This is a genomic window from Candidatus Nitrotoga sp. M5 (genome assembly GCF_927904885.1).
Lineage (GTDB): Bacteria > Pseudomonadota > Gammaproteobacteria > Burkholderiales > Gallionellaceae > Nitrotoga.
In genome coordinates, this window is sequence record NZ_CAKMNW010000003.1 from 1 (window position 1) to 18,514 (window position 18,514).

The 18,514-nt window shown below is 46.9% G+C and carries 22 protein-coding genes; 13 read left to right on the plus strand and 9 right to left on the minus strand.

Annotated features, from left to right (window positions below; genetic code table 11):
• Nucleotides 1–50: 50 nt before the first annotated feature.
• On the minus strand, nt 51–371 hold the full coding sequence (locus tag MJ770_RS01005) for a hypothetical protein (RefSeq protein ID WP_239249530.1): 321 nt from the start codon (nt 369–371) through the stop codon (nt 51–53).
• A gap of 673 nt (nt 372–1,044) precedes the next feature.
• Here MJ770_RS01005 and MJ770_RS01010 point away from each other — a divergent pair.
• Entirely contained in the window at nt 1,045–1,818 is a 774-nt protein-coding gene (locus MJ770_RS01010; RefSeq protein ID WP_338140726.1) for a M90 family metallopeptidase, read from the plus strand.
• A gap of 137 nt (nt 1,819–1,955) precedes the next feature.
• Here the strand turns inward: MJ770_RS01010 and MJ770_RS15355 are convergent, their stop codons facing one another.
• Nucleotides 1,956–2,087: a hypothetical protein gene (locus tag MJ770_RS15355; RefSeq protein ID WP_256448761.1), complete on the minus strand. Its 132-nt coding sequence runs from the start codon at nt 2,085–2,087 to the stop codon at nt 1,956–1,958.
• Between the two features lie 229 nt (nt 2,088–2,316).
• On the opposite strand from MJ770_RS15355, the gene MJ770_RS01015 reads away from it, so the two are divergent.
• Together MJ770_RS01015 and MJ770_RS01020 are read left to right on the plus strand one after the other, a co-directional pair.
• A complete protein-coding gene (locus tag MJ770_RS01015) occupies nt 2,317–2,655 on the plus strand; it encodes a DUF4870 domain-containing protein (protein WP_239249535.1) in 339 nt (112 codons plus the stop codon).
• Between the two features lie 150 nt (nt 2,656–2,805).
• A complete protein-coding gene (locus MJ770_RS01020; protein WP_239249537.1) occupies nt 2,806–3,345 on the plus strand; it encodes a YkgJ family cysteine cluster protein in 540 nt (179 codons plus the stop codon).
• A gap of 382 nt (nt 3,346–3,727) precedes the next feature.
• Here the strand turns inward: MJ770_RS01020 and MJ770_RS01025 are convergent, their stop codons facing one another.
• Nucleotides 3,728–4,633 (minus strand): LysR family transcriptional regulator, encoded by a 906-nt coding sequence (locus MJ770_RS01025; protein WP_239249539.1) that lies wholly within the window; start codon nt 4,631–4,633, stop codon nt 3,728–3,730.
• 121 nt (nt 4,634–4,754) lie between these two features.
• Here MJ770_RS01025 and MJ770_RS01030 point away from each other — a divergent pair, with 121 nt between their 5' ends.
• Both MJ770_RS01030 and MJ770_RS01035 read left to right on the plus strand, forming a co-directional pair.
• Entirely contained in the window at nt 4,755–5,621 is an 867-nt protein-coding gene (locus MJ770_RS01030) for a pirin family protein (protein WP_239249541.1), read from the plus strand.
• Nucleotides 5,622–5,706: 85 nt separating this feature from the next.
• Nucleotides 5,707–6,411: an isochorismatase family protein gene (locus tag MJ770_RS01035; RefSeq protein ID WP_239249542.1), complete on the plus strand. Its 705-nt coding sequence runs from the start codon at nt 5,707–5,709 to the stop codon at nt 6,409–6,411.
• Between the two features lie 268 nt (nt 6,412–6,679).
• Here the strand turns inward: MJ770_RS01035 and MJ770_RS01040 are convergent, their stop codons facing one another.
• Nucleotides 6,680–7,777: an NAD(P)/FAD-dependent oxidoreductase gene (locus tag MJ770_RS01040; RefSeq protein WP_239249544.1), complete on the minus strand. Its 1,098-nt coding sequence runs from the start codon at nt 7,775–7,777 to the stop codon at nt 6,680–6,682.
• A 2-nt stretch (nt 7,778–7,779) separates the two neighbouring features.
• The gene (locus MJ770_RS01045) at nt 7,780–9,636 is read right to left on the minus strand and encodes a LodA/GoxA family CTQ-dependent oxidase (protein ID WP_239249546.1); all 1,857 of its coding nucleotides are present in this window, start codon (nt 9,634–9,636) and stop codon (nt 7,780–7,782) included.
• Nucleotides 9,637–10,533: 897 nt separating this feature from the next.
• Between MJ770_RS01045 and MJ770_RS01050 the strand changes: the two genes are divergently transcribed.
• Complete coding sequence (locus tag MJ770_RS01050; RefSeq protein WP_239249548.1) at nt 10,534–10,977, plus strand: pyrimidine dimer DNA glycosylase/endonuclease V; 444 nt, start codon at nt 10,534–10,536, stop codon at nt 10,975–10,977.
• A gap of 182 nt (nt 10,978–11,159) precedes the next feature.
• On the opposite strand, the gene MJ770_RS01055 is transcribed toward MJ770_RS01050, so the two are convergent.
• The 4 genes from MJ770_RS01055 to MJ770_RS01070 form a co-directional block, all read right to left on the minus strand.
• Nucleotides 11,160–11,408, minus strand: a complete 249-nt coding sequence (locus MJ770_RS01055) for a PRC-barrel domain-containing protein (RefSeq protein WP_239249550.1) — start codon at nt 11,406–11,408, stop codon at nt 11,160–11,162.
• Between the two features lie 364 nt (nt 11,409–11,772).
• The gene (locus tag MJ770_RS01060) at nt 11,773–11,958 is read right to left on the minus strand and encodes a hypothetical protein (RefSeq protein WP_239249552.1); all 186 of its coding nucleotides are present in this window, start codon (nt 11,956–11,958) and stop codon (nt 11,773–11,775) included.
• 42 nt (nt 11,959–12,000) lie between these two features.
• Nucleotides 12,001–12,198: a BON domain-containing protein gene (locus MJ770_RS01065; protein WP_239249554.1), complete on the minus strand. Its 198-nt coding sequence runs from the start codon at nt 12,196–12,198 to the stop codon at nt 12,001–12,003.
• Nucleotides 12,195–12,653: a BON domain-containing protein gene (locus tag MJ770_RS01070; RefSeq protein WP_239249556.1), complete on the minus strand. Its 459-nt coding sequence runs from the start codon at nt 12,651–12,653 to the stop codon at nt 12,195–12,197. Before MJ770_RS01070 ends, MJ770_RS01065 begins: the two co-directional genes overlap by 4 nt.
• A gap of 1,008 nt (nt 12,654–13,661) precedes the next feature.
• Between MJ770_RS01070 and MJ770_RS01075 the strand changes: the two genes are divergently transcribed.
• The 7 genes from MJ770_RS01075 (at nt 13,662) to MJ770_RS01105 (ending at nt 18,382) form a co-directional block, all read left to right on the plus strand.
• Nucleotides 13,662–13,829, plus strand: coding sequence for a DUF1328 domain-containing protein (locus MJ770_RS01075; protein ID WP_239249558.1), 168 nt, complete (start codon nt 13,662–13,664; stop codon nt 13,827–13,829).
• 555 nt (nt 13,830–14,384) lie between these two features.
• Nucleotides 14,385–14,639 carry a BufA1 family periplasmic bufferin-type metallophore gene (locus tag MJ770_RS01080; protein WP_239249560.1) on the plus strand — a complete coding sequence of 85 codons (255 nt, stop codon included), beginning with the start codon at nt 14,385–14,387 and terminating at the stop codon, nt 14,637–14,639.
• A 2-nt stretch (nt 14,640–14,641) separates the two neighbouring features.
• Nucleotides 14,642–15,502, plus strand: coding sequence for an MNIO family bufferin maturase (gene bufB, locus MJ770_RS01085; protein ID WP_239249562.1), 861 nt, complete (start codon nt 14,642–14,644; stop codon nt 15,500–15,502).
• A complete protein-coding gene (locus MJ770_RS01090) occupies nt 15,486–16,268 on the plus strand; it encodes an HvfC/BufC N-terminal domain-containing protein (RefSeq protein WP_239249564.1) in 783 nt (260 codons plus the stop codon). Before bufB ends, MJ770_RS01090 begins: the two co-directional genes overlap by 17 nt.
• Nucleotides 16,265–16,711 carry a DoxX family protein gene (locus tag MJ770_RS01095; RefSeq protein WP_239249566.1) on the plus strand — a complete coding sequence of 149 codons (447 nt, stop codon included), beginning with the start codon at nt 16,265–16,267 and terminating at the stop codon, nt 16,709–16,711. Before MJ770_RS01090 ends, MJ770_RS01095 begins: the two co-directional genes overlap by 4 nt.
• A gap of 293 nt (nt 16,712–17,004) precedes the next feature.
• Nucleotides 17,005–17,607 carry an NAD(P)H:quinone oxidoreductase gene (gene wrbA, locus MJ770_RS01100; protein WP_239249568.1) on the plus strand — a complete coding sequence of 201 codons (603 nt, stop codon included), beginning with the start codon at nt 17,005–17,007 and terminating at the stop codon, nt 17,605–17,607.
• A gap of 79 nt (nt 17,608–17,686) precedes the next feature.
• A complete protein-coding gene (locus MJ770_RS01105) occupies nt 17,687–18,382 on the plus strand; it encodes a HugZ family pyridoxamine 5'-phosphate oxidase (RefSeq protein WP_239249570.1) in 696 nt (231 codons plus the stop codon).
• Nucleotides 18,383–18,514: the final 132 nt, after the last annotated feature.

Below are 18,514 nucleotides of genomic sequence, written 5' to 3' on the forward strand. Positions count from 1 at the left end.
TCACTTCGATCAAATCGGGTAACTGTCAGATGATGTCGCGATTACTACAATTAAACTGCTGCCAGAAGCGATAGTTCTTGCAAGGCATCCCACTGATGTGGACCTTTATCTTTAGTAGAGTACAACTTAACTAACGGGATGCCTTCTTTGGCTCCTTCTTGTTTTAAGAGAATAGATAAATGATGCCCTCCTTTATACAAAATAAAGTTTGGACCCATGATTTTCGTTAATTTCTCCCAAGCTTCTTTTAAAGAGCTACAATTAAATACGAGCTGACTAGCTGCTAATGCTTTGTAAATATGTAAATCATTTCGATTAACATAGCCATTTTTAAACTCCTCAGTATTCACACTATAAATTACAATTGCCATATCAATTCTCCTTAGTATATTTGGGTGGAGAAAATGGATTCGTCCACTCGTTACGGTTGTTGCTACAGAAAGATTAAGAAAGGATGGGTAGAGTCAGGCTGCACTTGGCAATTACTTACCTGCGACACTACTTGTCGAGCCTTTCAAATAACAGTGCCATTTTTAATGTTTTCCGCTCAACAAAGCTCGGGGCCACTTTACTAACCAAGTCATTACTCCTCTCCCCTACCGACTGTAGCCTGCGACAACTAACGCAAGATTATTTCTGTACAGAGACAAATCTTTATCCTGGAATATAACGTTGCCAAATTGCGGCGCGTCTCTCAAGGGTTCATAGGCTTGTTAAGCAAAGCTGACCAACATCAATATTGATAAAAACTATACTTGGCAAATCTTTAAATTAAACTCTGGTAAATGTTGTACACCAAGATAACCATCAGTTGTTGAGAATCATTATACAATCAATAATGATTCTCATTCAAGAAATAAATAACAGGTGTCTCTATAATGCATCTTTCCCGCTAAAATAATAATTGAGTGCTTGCAAACTGCTGACAAATCAGTTGGTTCTGGATTCCTGCCATAGCGGTAATGACGTAAAATTTGAATTTTTATAGATGTCCAAAAATATGGAGCGCTACCACATCATGTTGCTGATCACCGAGAGAACGAGATGCAACCTCTAGGCACTGCGTTTCGGCGCTGGCGCATGCGCAGAATTCTTAAGCGACACCCTATACCCCACTACATTTGGCAAAAGGTGACCCGACGCATGTTGGTGTTAAAAGGTCTGGATGCAGTACAAATGGCACACTTGCGGGAGATGACGACGTGGTTTCTGGATAAAAAATCCATCACTGGTGCTCACGGTTTGGAGGTAACGCAGTCAATGAAGGTGGTGGTGGCCGCCCAAGCCTGTTTATTAATCCTGAATCTAGGCGTGGATTATTATGATAGTTGGGTAGAGGTCATACTCTACCCGGGTGCGTTTCGAGTCAATCATACACAGATGGATGCCATGGGCCTGGTGCACGACGAAGCAAATATTTTAAGCGGCGAGTCATGGTTACGCGGTCCGGTAATTTTATCTTGGGATGATGTGGAGCAGGATACCTTTCATTTTCAGGCTGGACACAATGTTGTGTTGCACGAGTTTGCACATAAGTTGGATGCTCTTAATGGGGCAACTAATGGCATGCCGCCACTGCGTCGTGGCATGAGCAGGGTAACATGGGCTAAGGCATTGAGTGAGGCCTACGATACGCTTTGCCTGCAAGTGGAAACGGGGGAACCAGCTTTTATAAATTCTTATGCTGCCACCTCTCCTGCAGAGTTTTTCGCAGTATTGAGTGAGTATTTTTTTACGGCACCGGACATTCTGAAAAGCTGCTGCCCCAGTGTCCACAAACAATTGACGCTATTTTACAAACAGCCGGCATTGCGTTAATCATAATATGCCAGTGCAATTACCACCTACGTGGAAGTGCGTAATAGTCTTTGATATTGCTTATCTACGAAGCATATTGCTATGAAGGCGCCTCTAAAAACTCTGTTCATAATGACCGCAAATCACATCTGGCCATATCACTGAAATACTACCTGCTGGTCGCCTTCGCCCGTCATATTCATTGCCCCTGTTGCAAGACTAACCGCAAGCATTACCCGATAAAGGATATGGTGCTGTATGATCCCGGTTGAATTTTCATCACCTGACATAAAACATTTCCTGACAGAAATAATATGTAAAAACAAGTTGGTAAGTTACTTTACTCATAATAAATTTACAAACCTCTTCACCTTCATTCGTCAATTCGATATCCTTGCTGGTATGTGCTGATAACAATTTGCCTTGCTGCCTCAAGCGTGGCCTCGATCGTGTGGAAATCAACTTCGATATGCCAACCCATCTTGCAATTTAAATTTTTTGATTAAAACAGGGAACAAAATGAATAAAACTTCAATGGGTCTAGATGAACATATTGCCTGCTTTCTATGCTACCTTTTCGGCTGGCTCAGTGGTCTGATCATTTTTTTTATTGAGAAAGAAAATGCGTTAGTCAGATTTCATGCTGCCCAGTCAGTCGTTGTTTTTGGGGCAATAAGTCTGATTCAGATTATTTTTGGATTTGAATACTTTTTTGGCAAATTCATTCATCAACTGACATATATTGCCGCTCTGGGTTTATGGATATACTTATTAGTTAAAGCTTGGAAAAAAACATATTTCAGGATCCCCATCGCGTCCGATATTGCCGAGCAATTAGTTGCAAAAATTAAAATTTGAGGTTTACGAACTGATTACGCGACTTCACTTGTTACTCAACACGAACAAATAGCATTACTTGTCATCTATCCGCCGCATTCAAGGAGGAGTTCACTGAATTGAATTGGCCAATGCCAAAGCAAATCCAGCTGAAAAAACTGAGTGATATACATGACCACGCTAACCCAACTCCATACCGAGATTGACGAACGCGTACAAATCATCCGGCAGAATCGTGCCGACTGGCTTTGCGGTAAGGGCTGCGACAATTGTTGTCGGCGGCTCGCCGACGTACCTCAATTAACGCGAGCCGAGTGGGAATTGTTGCAAGAAGGCTTGGCAGATCTGCCGCCAGCACGCCTTCAGGAAATTCGCAGCAATATGGCCGCCTTGAACGACCAACGGGCAGCGCCAGTTACCTGTCCACTGCTAGATCTAACTACTGGTTCATGCACTGTCTACGCCCAACGTCCGGTGGCGTGCCGTACCTATGGCTTCTACGTTCAGCGCGATCTGGGGCTTTATTGCCACGATATCGAATCGCGCGTAGCCGATGGTGCCTTGGATGATGTAGTTTGGGGTAATCACGATGCTATTGATCGCCGACTCACCAGCTTTGGCGAAATATACGCGTTGACAGACTGGTTTGAATGTTGGGATAACGGAACACAAATAGAAGAAAAGCAGCCTTCTAGAATGCCACGTAAATAAATAACAGGTCGAGTTATTTGATTATTAGTAAGTTTACAAACCGCTTCACCTCCATTCGTAAATTCAATATCCTTGCTCACAGGTACTGATCAAGCAACTTGACCCGTTACCCTCTTCTTTTCCATTGCGAGAGTTCACACTTATTAGCTATATAGGTGCCCTTTAGTTGACTACTGCGACTATACAAGCTCCCAATTCAAAAAAATGGGCCTATCCGGTTATGTGATGCAAGCAGCAAAAGTGATTTATAGAGGTGATGTGCACATACTATTTCGGAACTAACAGACAGTCATATTCAATTGAGTTTGAACATATATTTATAGAACACCCTACTCTACTTCCCCTTAAGGAACTCGCAAGCGCTCTGATAACCACCCGCTCATCAATCTTCATCTAGCATCTTAAAACGCTGTGCGAGATAGTCAATCAAGGCGCGCACTAAAGGTAACAGGCCACGTCGCGATGGAAACATCACGTGGATAATTTCGTGTCGGGGTGCCCAGTCTTGCAGCAGCCGGATCAACTTGCCTTGGGCCAATTGATCACAAACCATCATCGTCGGTAGCTGTACGATACCGACACCAGTAAGAGCTGCATCCCGCAGCGCGATCATGTCGCCGGTGACGAAGCGTGGGGTGTGACAAAGCGCGATATGTGCCTCGTCCGGTCCGAACAAATTCCAGATATGGCTTTGCTGCCAAACACCTAAACCAAGACTTGGCCAATCTGTTAAATCAGCAGGCACCATCGGTAAGCGACGTCCTTGAATAAGTGCTGGGCTGGCGACCAGGCACTGGCTGCGATTTGCCAGCACGCGCATAACCAGGTCGCTATCCTGTATCGGGGGTGGGCGTACCCGAATAGCGATATCAACACCCTCTGCTACAAGGTCAACACGTCTATTGGTGGCTTCCAGATGTACTGTAACAAGCGGGTTGATGGCCATAAAATCCGACAGCATCGCACCGACGTTAGCATGTAACAACGCCACCGGACAGGTAATGCGCACGATGCCACGTGGTTCTCCGCGTGTCACTTCGATCGCATCCTGCGCGGCCTTGGCTTCCACCAGCATCGCTTTGCAGTGCTCATAATAGGTCTGCCCAATTTCGGTGACAGAGAAGTGCCGGGTCGTGCGCTGAATCAGTCGAACACCAAGCCGTTCCTCCAGCATCGAAATCCGGCGACTCAACTTCGACTTGGGCATACAGAGAGCACGCCCTGCCGGTGAAAACCCTCTATGCTCAACAACTTGTACATAGTAATAAAGATCGTTCAAATCTTGCATGGCATCCTCATCGTTCACCAAATAGAACACTGTTGGCAAATTTTACTATCTACACAACACAATGTCCTTGGTCTACTCTTCTGACAGCAACAAACTTTGTCATTATCACAAGGAGACGGCCATGAAAAGAATTATTGGTGTTCACAACGCGCCCAGTCCGCATTGGGTTGGAGACGGCTTTCCCGTTCGTTCGATGTTTTCTTACAATAATCACGGTAAGCAGCTAAGCCCATTTCTGCTGCTGGATTACGCCGGTCCAGCCGAGTTCAGCCCTGTAGACCGTCCGCGTGGAGTAGGTTCACACCCACATCGTGGCTTCGAAACCGTCACCATCGTTTACAAGGGTGAGGTTGCACACCGCGACTCCACAGGTCAAGGCGGCGTGATCGGCCCCGGAGACGTACAGTGGATGACAGCTGGGTCCGGCATTCTGCACGAAGAATTTCATTCTGAAGCGTTCACTCGCTCCGGCGGCATGCTGGAAATGGTGCAATTGTGGGTGAATCTGCCGGCCAAGGACAAAATGACCACGCCCGGTTATCAAGCCATCCTCAATCGTGACATCCCGACTGTCGATCTGCCTGACGGCGCTGGCACGGTGAGGGTGATTGCAGGTGACTACAAGGGGCATGTGGGCCCAACACGTACCTTCACGCCTATGCAGGTGTGGGATTTACGACTGAATCAGGGCGGTGTCTGTGAGTTGTCTGTGCCGGATGGCTGGAGCTCGGCGCTGGTCGTTTTGCGAGGCACGGTATCGGTCAACAATGACACCATCGCGCGCGAAGCTCAGTTGGTAATGCTTGATCGCCCTGGGAGCACCATGTCTATCGAAGCAAACAATGAAGCTTTGGTGCTGTTGCTTAGCGGCGAGCCGATTGACGAACCGATCGTCGGGCAAGGCCCGTTCGTGATGAACAGTCAAAAAGAAATTGCTCAAGCTATCACAGACTTCAGAAGCGGGCATTTCGCGCAGATATCTCACTAATTCGAGCCATGCCGTTCAACTCGATCGGCATGGCATTTCATCCCGACGGTGCGAATGCATTGTCCAACATAAAGGAGAGATACAAATGAGCATCCCAGCAAATTTCAACGGCAATATCCCCATGATCGACACCAATGACGCTGTATTGCTACTTATAGATCATCAAAGTGGGTTGTTTCAATTGGTCAGAGACATCGAACTTACGACCCTTCGCTCGCACGTAACCGCACTCGCAAAAGTGGCCCATCTCGCCAAAATTCCAACTTTCACCACGGCTTCGGTCCCTGACGGGCCGAACGGCCCACTCATCCCTGAAATTCATCAAAATAATCCAGACGCGACCTACATCCCGCGAACTGGCCAGATCAACGCATGGGACAACCCCGCGTGGGTCGAAGCCATCGAGAAGAGCAAACGCAAGACTCTTCTGATAGCTGGCACACTGACGAGCGTCTGCATGTCTTTCCCCACACTAAGTGCCATCGCTGCAGGGTACAAGGTCTTCACGATTATTGATGCCTCGGGGAATTGGTCCAAGATGGCGACCGACCTCACGCTCGCCCGTGTTGTTCAAGCTGGTGCCGTACCTATCGATACTTATGCCACCTTGGCCGAAATCATGAGTACGTGGAATCGTCCTGATGCGATGGACTTCGCGACTATCATGATAGATCACATCGTGCCACCCTATCGGGCACTGGTGGAAAGCTACGATAAAGCGCAGAGTGTGCAAAAAGGCGGACGAGAAACCAAGTTGGACATCTTGGAGGCCGCCCAAGCGAAGCACTAAAACGCAAATTGGGTTATTGAGCAAAAAACTCACTGGATTGTCACAACTAAGCCACTCTCTGTTAGACCGTCATGGGCAATCCAGCTGAATCCTTCAAGTAGTCGGATCAAATATTCGTAAAAATAGACAGACTCCCTCGCCCTAACCAATGCTGAAATTTAACCGCTTGGATAGTCCACGCATAGCTTATTGCTCGGCAAGTACTACTTTGCAGTATTAGAGCATAGCGAGAAAAATGCAGCGAGATGCGTGTTATTGAATCAACCTGTCACGCCCGTCTTGACCAAAATTCGCAGTTAGCAAATCGTCGAGGCCCCTGATAGGTACTTTTCAAATTGATAAGGTAACGAGTACCGACAGCGCGCATTTCGTTTTGAAAATTTTGCAGGGCATCCAGATGCTCTGGAAAACCGGCACGAATGGCATTAGCCGCACTTTCAGCTGATGCGAGTGAATGAAAAATTCCTTGCGATGAAATAGGATCGAATGTTAGCAGCGCATCGCCAATGGCGAGGAAACCAGAGCCTGCTTGATGCAGGGTGTCAATATCCAGCATGGCAGTACCCGCCGGCCGATACTGGAGTTTAGATGGCGCCAGCGTGTGAATCGCTTCAGCAATGAGCTGATGCCGCCGTGCATAATCTAAAAAATCCAAAGGCTTTTGCCATTGTCTCCATAAAGGGTTCTCGGCATCCAAGTGATAGGCGAGCACTCGTTGCCCGTGCGGAATCTGGGCGGTGTACCACCAGCCTTGTTCATCGGCTTGTATGCGCATGGTTGCATCCTCATCATCTGGGCAACTGCACAAGAACGTGTATACACACAGCAATGGATCATCCAAGTAAACGCTTACCCCTAACCGTCGCGCAATAGAGCCGGATCGTCCGGTCGCGTCCACGAGAATCGGGGCGCAGTGCAAATCATCGCTCTGATGTAGACGTATACACCAGTCTTGCCCCTGGCGTCCAATCTCAAACTGGGAACATCCTTCCAGAATAGTTGCCCCGGCATCGCGGGCACCCGCAAGTAGCAGTTGGTCAAACTCGCGGCGATTCATATTCCAGCCGGGCCCGGAAGGATCGCGCAAGGCATCGCGCCAAACGCGCGTTGTTTCATCCCATATGGTGAGGGTAGCCCCACGCTCCCGGTGATCACCAGAGAGAAACTGGTCGAACAAACCCAATCGCTGTAGCAATACGCTAGCCGATCCAGGCAGCGATTCGCCGATACGTGGCTCCGTAGGCATTGTCGCGCGCCGCTCCATCACCAGGATTCGCCGGTTTGGCTGCAGGTTTCTCGCTAGCGCCAGACCTGCTGGTCCAGCACCCAGAATGATCACATCCCAGCTGATAGCAGTCCTGCCCAAATTTATTTCCTGAGCTTCTGGATAATAATTGCTTGCCGCATTGCGCTGTCGGTAATGTGCCTTTCTGCCTTGGTCATATCCTGCCCCCCGCGATCTTCCACTTGCATAACTGGCGGAAAGTCAGGGTCATTGATCATGCCGGGTCGCACTTCAACGATGCCCATATCAGAGAAACCGTCGACCATGTTCGCTAACTGGTTGTCATAGCCAACACCTAGCGTGCGATCCCAATCCGAACGTCGGTTAAAAGCAGCTAAACGATCTTCGCGCGACAAATTTTCATCCATCACTTTGCGGTAATTCTCTTCGCTTAGCACCTGATTCGGTACGCGAGCGGGCCAGAAAGTTGGTAAATAGGGATCGTATTGAGGATCATAACCCGAGCGGCAACTGGCGGTATCCGTCTGCCAGGGAATGGCCATCCAGCGTGTAATGGAGCCAGGAAACTGAGCATACAGAGGCCCATTGTAGGAAAGTGCTTCAGCAGAAGTGAGCGTCTTGCCATAGGCTGGCTCGCAATTATTCTCATCCCGATGTCGCCATCGATATGGCTCGCTGTACATGGTGGCATGACGTACCGGCCAGGTAATCTCGCAGCCTGGATGAAACGCATCGGCCAGACAAAATTCAAGGGATGCCCGATCCAGCATAGCTGGCTGTTCTGCCACTGGCACATCATCAATGGATCCGGGAGATAGGCGCTCGGGGTCGTAATCCGCCTCAAATTGCCCCTGTGCCCAATATTCAAGCAAGGCAAGCTGAGTATTCGTTAGCGCGGACATAGCGTTTTTAACCGGTGGCATGGGGATGTTCATAGCATCGCCATATACCCAAGGCCATGGTTTTGTGGAAATATCGCCATCATTTGGATTGCGGAATGAATTGGCGACCGTGCGACGCAGTTCCGCGTAGACATCGCCGGGCATGGCAAGTCGCTGTAAATAGACAGGGTCGAGAAAATACTGAGGCATTCCGTAGCCGAACCCTGCCGCAAAACCTGCATTCGTCCATTGCAAATCACACATTGCCTTGAGAATTGGCAAAATGTCATTCTGGAACGATGGTCTGGTCGGTGCCTTGATTTGACCGGCGTTGATAGCCAGATCGGTCATAAGCGCGTACATGGTACGGACGGATTTTTGCTGTGGTCCGTAATTTGGCGGCGCCACCACTACCCATGCAGGCGCCACCTCCACCACTCGACCGTTCAAGACTAAGCTGGCAGTTACTGGTCCATCGCTGGTGTCGTCATACCAACCGTCATTATTCGCAAAAGTTGAAGGCGGCTTTCCATCAACCGAACCCGATTTACCATGACCACCAAACACAAGCAGTCGACCATTGTCATCAGTGCGCAACTCACCAAGTGGCACATCAATGTCCATGAATTTGCCACCCGAAAAATGATATTCACTGCCCTGGCGAGCAGAACCACTGATTGAGCGAGCGTCCGGTGTGATGGAAAGCTTGTCGCGATCTGTAATGTTCGCATTTCTGCGAGTGGATGCAGGTGCAGTGGTCGCTTCGGGAATATCCAGCGCCATTTCAAAGTTATACCAAGCCGCTTTATGGTTGGCTAACTTCACCGTCCACTCAATACAAGTTGAATCATCCGTTGCAAGTTCGCACACTACTTTCCCCAAAGCATCGTAACCATAAACACGAAATTCGGCGACTTGGCGTTTCAGTGCGCCTGTTGCATCCCGATAAGCGCCGAGGCTTTTCAGTAACGGTTCCGACACCTGTGGGCCAATATAATAGCCGTCATCCTTGCGCGAGTTCCCCACTCGGGCAACTCCAATCGACGGATGAATTTTGGCATATACAATCTGGTCGTCTAATTCCTTGCTGATTGTCATTGTAAATATCCTATTGTTAAACAGACTATTATGGATGAAGTAATATAGTTGCTAGCAGCCTGTCGGACATAAAAAATCGTAGCTAAAATTGAGCTGAGTGAAGGTAGATTTTGCAAGCTTTCTTTTGGTGGCGAAATGCTTGCGTAACCCATTTGATGATTCTGCAGGGTAATAATTATTCTATTACCCGAAAAAGCGGCGAAATAGTCATCGTTCAGCTCAGTTTGCAGCCGATTTCCTTTATGTCCGACAGGCAGCTAAGCGTTATTAAATAGATCAAAATTGGTTATAGCAATCCTATCCCTAGTTTTTTCAAGATTTTTCCCAAAATCGATCACTTATAGTTACTGATCACGTGACTTGTCACGAAGTGAAGAGCAAATGCACCAGTGGAAAGTATACCCAAGCACTTTAGTAACAAACAAGATACTCTCCGCAGTCTAAAAAGTCCCGCAGGAACCCACACAAGCACGCGGTTATATGCAATAAAAACCAACCTGTTCGGTTGGCTTTTAAGTTAATGGGAGAGGTGGCGGAAATTGGGCCCATTCCCAGCTTGGCCATACAAACTAAGGCAATAACCAAAAAAACATCTGGTTAAGTTTCTTTTAATACGCCCCAGCGCGTTCGGACGTCCTTGGAATTTGTATGCATTTTCTGGAATTAAACCGCTTTCCACAGGAAGGGATTCAGCACAGCCAGTTGTTCAAATTCCACTGAAGCATCCACGAAGTCACGCAGGATGAGGCGCGCTGATTCCAAATAGAATCAACTGGCTGGGTTGTATCATGTGACTTTGAGTCATTTGTTAGGACACTTCCATGAAAAAAATGTACGATATAAACCTATGATCAATAGGTTATACCCAGATCACTGTCATGTTACCGAAGGTGAGGAATGAGGCTTTGGTCAATACATCCAGGATATTTAGATTCAAAAGGTTTAGTTGCCTTATGGAGAGAGGGGCTCTTGGCACAGAATGTGTTGCTCGGCAAGACCAAGGGGTATAAAAATCATCCGCAGCTAAGCAGGTTCAAAAATGCTGATAATTCTGAAGCGGCTATTGCTAGTTATCTTCGGTGTGTAGCGGACGAGGCTGATAAAAGAAATTACAAGTTTGACCGGGACAAAATTTCAAAAAATAGTGAATGCAGTCGTTTACAAGTTACTGAAGGTCAGCTCGAATACGAATTCAAGCATTTGTTGAACAAATTAAAGGTTCGTGACCCAAGTCGACATGAAGAACTAAAATCTATTAAACAAATAGAAACCCATCCATTATTTACCAAAACAGAGGGGGGAATAGAAGAATGGGAAGTTATTCATCAAGCAGCGACATAAAAAATCGATGCACTGGACGGTAAAAACGTTGCGCGTATTTCATGTCGATGAGCTCAGTCGTTAGCTCTATATGCTTATCCGCTTACGCACTCTGCTTTCTCAAGCACTCGCGCTAGCCCTTGCGGCGAAATAGTCACCGCCAAGCTAAATTTGTAGCTAATTTCCTTTAGTCCGACAGATTGCTAGCGGTACCATTTTTTTAGAATTGATTCACCAATGGGCGTGAGAAATAACATCTGCCGCGATTGATCAAAACGCATTGCCGACCAAGGCAGTCTGATGTTTTCACGTACATCAGACGATAACAGGATGCTCCTTACAGTTCCGGTATGAGAATCCATCAGAAGCTCATCTATACTGCCGACGCACTCACCAGAGACATTAAATACATCTGCTTCGATCAAATTTGATAGCTCAACGTTATGAGGCATGAAATATCTCCCATCATTTGTTTGGCATTCGTTTCAGGGCGATGGTGCCATTCATAGTTTGTTTGTCTGCGTAGAGGGGCAGGTTAATTTATAAACTCTTACTGCTCATTAGCCGGGCTAAGAAGGTAACCAAAGGCAAGCGCAATACCCAGTGCCATCGGGGGATTCTTCTGCGTGTATTTAGTGGTTTTACCCAGATAAGCTTGCCTGGTCTATTGGGCGCAGCTGGCTAATTTTGCAACTTTTTCTTCTGTTTCAGGCTGTAATCAGGGCATTTTTTTCTTGCAATAATTACAAAAAACAAAAGCCCACCACAACAAATCGTGTACAAGCCAAGCATTAATAAAAATGGCTGCAAGGGGTTTTAATCCGTGGCATCCTCAACTCCGCGTTGAGCATCGTTGGCAGATTCCTTCACGTTCGCACCAATTTCCTCAGCATTTTCACTCAAGTCTTCAATCGGTTCGTTGTGATTAACACAACCGGTCAAAAATCCCAATGACAGGAGCAAGCCCAACAAGATTGCGGGGATTAATCTGTAACTTTTCATTGCGTTTATCCTATTAGTTATTTGTACAGTTTAGCTGTGGGGTTAAACCTTGAGCATGTTTTTTACCTTGCTGATACCGTCAGTGTTTTCAGCAATTTTTTCTGACAGATCCTTTTCTTCAGATGTAGATACCTCGCCGATCAACGACACCATGTTATTAAAAGTATCTACTTTAATGGCAATACCATGGGTGCTTTGATTGGCAAGTAACTTGGTTTTTACCAATACTGTGGCTGTCATATCATCCAGCGTCTGTGAATATGATCGTTTACTGGCATCTGTTGCCGGTCGGATTTGGACTTTGTCTGATCGACTTTCAATTTGTTATTAACATCTTTAATACCCTTGATACTCAGCGCCACTTGTTCGGCAAGTTCGCGATCTATATCTGATTCCACAGAGCCTGTCAGGGTTGCCTTACCCTCGCGAACTTCATTGTTAATTGTAAAATTATTAAGATGGCGATTGACCAGCAGGGCAGTTTCCAGCTTACCCTCAAGCCATGCATTCCTTAATTCGGGTTGGGACAGGCTATACTTTTCCTTGGAATGCATAGTCTTGTGATCTATTTGCTGTTTGTGTGAATCCGCCGTGTGGTCATTTTTGTGATTTTCCGACAGAGCAGGCAAAGCAAGGGTGGAGCAAAACACCCCGATTGAGGTGGCTGTGAGAATACGATCGTTAATGAGTTTCATGATGCTCTCTATAATTTATTTACTATGTAATTTTCCGCTGAACATTTAAGCTCACCATCCTATTAATTAAGCACTATTCGTGCCAATCGCATGAAAGCCTGACAAATAAGCATTTTTATGAATTTTTGAGACCTGAAACTGAATAGATAACATAGTGGCTGTAAAAAATTACCAGCTACGCACTTTACTTTTAAAATGCGTCGAGCGTCTCAAAAAATAACTGGAATTCAATTATTAGACAATTAGTTAATTAATATCTGGAACGCTGCGAGCATTATTCTGTATGTATTTTTTGCGTATACCCTACTGGTTATTTGTACAGGTTTACTGTTTGGTTTAACTTTGAGCATTTTTGTTACCTTGCTGACACCGTCACTGTTTTCAGCAATTTTTTCTGCCAGATTCTTTTATTTAGACAGTGATACGTCGCCAATCAACAACACTTTGTTATTGAGAGCGTCTACGTTTATGGCAATGCAATGGGTGCTTTCATTAGCAAGCAGCTTGGTTTTACCACTGCTGTGTAGTCATATTATTCAGCGTCGGTACAAATGATCGTTTGTTGATATCAGTTGCCGGCTCGGATTTAAACTAGTTAATATTAAAATTAAGCTGGCTGACGCTAGATACAGGCTTTAGAGGCGTTTTGACTTCCTGAGGCAAGATTGACCAATCCTGCTTTATATTTAGCGATTGGTTAGCGAGTATGAAGAATGTTTCTACATAGGTATTACGAGAGACATTGCCCACCATCTCACATACTCTCGCATCAGGTTCAGTCCCGGTTAATCAGTAAATTAGCCTGGTTACCGGCCCCCAGTTGGAGCGCCCTGAAGTATATTCTGCTGGGCACTCAAGTGCCGTTACGATATCGAGTGAACTAACAACTTTTACGTTGTCAATTAAACTGACAAGCAATCCATATGCCTGTTTAATACTGGACAAAACTAATCTGGCACTTTATTTGCTGAAAATATTATCGGACTAACCAAAAAAAAGGAAATAGATGTGTTGTATTTGGCGTTTTTATTTTTTATTGTCGCTATAGTTGCTGCGGTATTGGGGTTGGGTGGTGTATCTGCAGCCGTTTCACAGGTTGCCTGGATTCTTTTCGCAGCAGGCCTTATTCTGGCCGTAATTTTCCTTATTATCGGGTGCAGATCTTCCAAGCCATGAAAAGAATGAGTTGAATTAGTGCCGGCTTCGCAACGAAGCCGGCATCATTTTGAATGGTCACTAATTAATTTTCTGTCGTTCTGTCTGCAGCTGCTCACCAAGATTCAAGCACTGCTGATGATGAGTTCGTACAACTCACGCTGATGTCGCCTGATCAGCGCACGAAACGGTGCGAGCCAGGTGAGTGTGATCATAAAACGCACACGTCACCCATTCCTGTTCCTGCAATGGCTTATCTGTCAAAGATGGTCTGTTTAGCCTTACACCAAACACGAACAAGCCCAACATGGGCGCCTCAATGTAAATTTCAAATGCATTTCAGCTGAGCTGCCCAGCAGCTCAGCTTGGCCAACACCACATTCTTTGTATCGCCAACTTAAGTAATACAGGTACTTTTTTTACCAGGGCTGACAGTGGTAACAGGCATAACGAGTTTGATCATCGGGGTAAAAGTTTTCGTCATGCATGTTACTTGTAAGAAAACGTTGCTCTCCACGACCAACGTTCCAGGAGACAGAATCTCCCAGTTTATTCACCAACAAAAGGAGTTTTACTATGAACAATCGTCAAATCTTATCAGCAGCAATCGGTAGCCTGTTAGCACTTGGAGTGGTCAGCAATGCCAGTGCTGCAGGAAAAAACATGGAGCAATGCTATGGTATCGCTAAGGAAGGCCACAATGATTGCTCCAGTAAAAAAAGCTCGCATTCTTGCGCTGGACAAGCCACCAAAGACCGTGATGCCGAAGACTTCGTTGCCGTACCTAAAGGTACATGCGCCAAGATTGCTGGCGGTCACCTGAAGTCTTAATAATGAAAAAGCCCGCAAACGACTCTTTGCAGTGCATCGCCGGTATCGGTTTGCGGGCGCCTCACTATTGCGAAGTGCTGGAAAAACTGCCCAAGCTTGGCTGGGTGGAAGTACATAACGAGAATTTTTCCGGGGGTGGCGCGCCCCTGCGTACCTTGCTCAAGGTGCGCGAACATTATCCCGTCAGCCTGCATGGCGTTGGAATGGGGCTGGCTTCGACTGCGCCGCTGGATCAGGCGCACTTATCTGCTTTGCATCGTCTTTGTGAGGCGGTGCAACCCGCTGCCGTTTCAGAACATTTGTGCTGGAATGCTGTGCCAGACATGAATATCAACGGTTCTATGGTCATTAACGACTTACTTCCGTTTCCTTACACCCTTGAGGCACTTTCTCATGTAGCAGGTCGAGTTGAACAGGTGCAGGAAACACTTGGTCGACGACTGCTGCTGGAAAACCTCTCCAGCTACTTGTCTTTCACGAGCAGTGAAATGAGCGAGAGCGAATTTCTGTCTGAATTATCACGCCGCACTGGCTGTGCCATCTTATTTGATGTCAATAATCTGTATGTGAATGCACGCAACCTGGGCGTGGATGCCAAGGCATTCATAAAGTCGCTGCCAGCTGACGCGGTAGCGGAATATCACCTCGCTGGCCACTGCATGAGGGATGGCTGCCTAGTAGACACCCATAGCACTCAAGTATGCACCGAGGTGTGGGAGTTGTATGAGTTTGCCTTGCAACAAATCGGGCCGCGCCCCACGTTGATCGAATGGGACAGTGATATACCCGCGTTGACAGTACTGCAGGGTGAGGCGGAAAAAGCGCAGTATCGGTTGGAGAAATATCATGATTTTGCTAAATAACGATTTATCTGATCTTGCTCAAGCCATCGTGCATGGCAAAGCACCATCGTCGCAAATTGACACAAGTAACCAGAATTATTCTGTCGCCATTGGCATCGAAGTGTATCGCAACAATTATCGCGGCAATCTGCATGACACGCTTGTAGGCGTATATCCGGTCATCGAGCAACTCGTGGGCAAGGATTTTTTTCGGCTGTTGACGCGGCGATTCATTGGGCAAAATCTTTCGCGTAGTGGAAACCTGGATCACTATGGCGCGGAGATGGCAGATTTTGTTGCGGCCTTCGAACCTGCGCAAGAATTGGCTTACCTGCCAGATGTCGCGGCGCTGGAGTGGGCCTGTCATTGCGCTTATTTTGCAGACGATGCCGCCTCACTGGACATCGACAAGCTAGCGCAAATACCACCCGAGCAATATCCGAATCTGATCCTGCACATCCACCCGGCGTGTCATCTGGTGCGTTCCCGCTATCCCATCACCGCCATTTGGCATGCCCATCAGCTGAGTGCATCTGGTGACTTCCATATTGATCTGGATAGCGGTTCCAGCAACGCTCTGGTCAGCCGTAAAAATGACGTTGTCTTGGTCGACAAACTGACGGAAGCCGATGCCGCTTGGCTGCAAAGCATACAAGCTGGAACTCAGCTAGGAGAAGCAACTGCCAGCACGCTGGAACATTATCCAGATTTCAATTTACAAGCCGCGCTTCTAAAACTGGTCGCGCAAAACGTTTTTGAAAACTTTACCCTGGGAGAGACACCATGACACTGTTACCAAGCTTGGCAAAACTTTATTACAAAGCATCACACCTGCCAGAATATCTGGCACCTCTGTTTGATCTAGGGCTGAGACTATATATTGCAAATGTTTTTTTCAAATCCGGACTGACCAAGGTGCAAAACTGGGACAGCACACTATACTTGTTCAGCGATATTTACAATGTGCCGCTATTGTCACCTGAAGTGGCAGCATCAATGGCAACCGGTGCGGAGCTAGGACTGTCCGCGCTGCTGGTATTGGGGCTATTCGGACGATTTGCCGCTGCTGGGCTTTTCATCCTCAATGTAGTTGCGGTCATTTCTTATGCTGATTTAAGCGAAGCGGGTATCAATCAGCACTTATCCTGGGGTATTCTGCTTGGCGTATTGTTGATACTGAGTCGCGGCAACTGGTCGATCGATGCATGGCTTGAAAAAAGAGTTCGATAATTTTCTTATGTTGTGCAATCCATCAATTGTTTAAAGACGCCTCTTCGCCCAGAAATGTCAGGGCTGCCGCCGGGTCATATTAAATGCTACTGATGCTGACGATTTCCGTACGAGTCTAGTCGAACAGCAACCTAGAAAAATCAGGCTAACCGCTATCTCCGCACAGCGATCCTGTTTAAAATCACTAAAAATAAATGCAGAGCATATAGATAATCCACTCATCAAATTTTATTTATAATATATTACAAAACAACATATTAGAATGAAGTTACAACTTGTAATACAATACACTCATGATAACCGACAAAGAAATTCTCATACTTTATTACAGCCAGCAAGGAGCAGTGCGTCAAATGGCTCATCTGATGGCACGTGGCGTGGAACAGGTGGCTGGTGTGCGGGCGCGGCTGCGCACCGTACCTAAGGTTTCCACAGTGTGTGAGGCGACCGCACCCGACATACCGGATGAGGGCGCGCCCTATGCCGAATTAAGCGACCTTAAGGAATGTATAGGCATTGCTGTTGGTAGCCCCACGCGCTTTGGCAATATGGCCGCTCCAATGAAGTATTTCTGGGATGGCACTAGTTCGCTATGGATGCAACATTCCTTGGTTGGTAAGCCCGCTGCCTTTTTCACCTCGACTGGTTCAATGCATGGTGGACAAGAAAGCACACTGCTAACTATGATGCTACCGCTGATGCATCACGGCATGATTATCGTTGGCCTGCCTTATTCCGAGCCGGAACTTTCCACCACACAGCAGGGCGGAACACCTTATGGCGCCAGTCATTACGCAGGGATGGCTAACGACCACCCCATCAGCGAAGACGAAAAAAGACTGTGCATCGCGCTCGGCAAACGGCTTGCGCAAACTGCAATAAAGTTGGCTGCATAAATTTTGACGTATCAATACCTCAAGTTTTTTATGCCCGCCTTCCCGAGAATAAAAGCTTAAATAATTTTCAGGAACACTCATGAATAATGCACGCGAAGCTCGCCAAATGTTACGTGCTCATCGCTACGGCGCGCTATGCACGCTATCCAAAAAATTTGATGGACATCCTTTCGGCTCTATCGCACCCTATCTGGTAGACCATGATGGCAGCCTGATCATTTTGATCAGCACATTAGCGGAACATACCAAAAACATTCTGCATGACCCACGGGTAAGCTTAATAACCCATAACCAGGATAGCCCAAACATTCAGACACAAGGACGTGTCACCGTGGTGGGCACAGCGAAAATCATGACGGATCAAGACGCAGCTGGCACGCGCTATTTGCGCTACTTTCCAGAAGCGCAAAGCTACTTTGACACGCATGATTTTTCGTTTTACCGCATCATGCCGCAGACAATACGATATATCGGCGGTTTCGGAAAAATCCATTGGGTTGAGGCGGATAGCTACTTAGTACCACCCTATTCATTAATTCAGCAAGAAAATGGCGCGGTTTCGCACATGAATGCGGATCATCTCAGCGCAATGCGTCGTTACTGCCAGCACTTTCATAAAATCAAAGTGCAGCAAGTGGAAATGCTAGGCATCGACTGTGATGGTTTCGATGTACGCGCCGATGAAAAAATATTGCGTTTTGATTTCCCCGATATGGTTCTTGATGCGCAACAGGCTCGCCAAGCTTTAGTGGCAATGTCGCGAGAAGCTGGATAAATTCCAACCCTCGCCGCGCATTGGTAAGCGTAGTACAAATGCAAAAACGCCACTCAAGTGGCGTTTTTGCTTGCTATCTGGCGGAGAGGGCGGGATTCGAACCCGCTATCCAATATTGATATATCAACAATG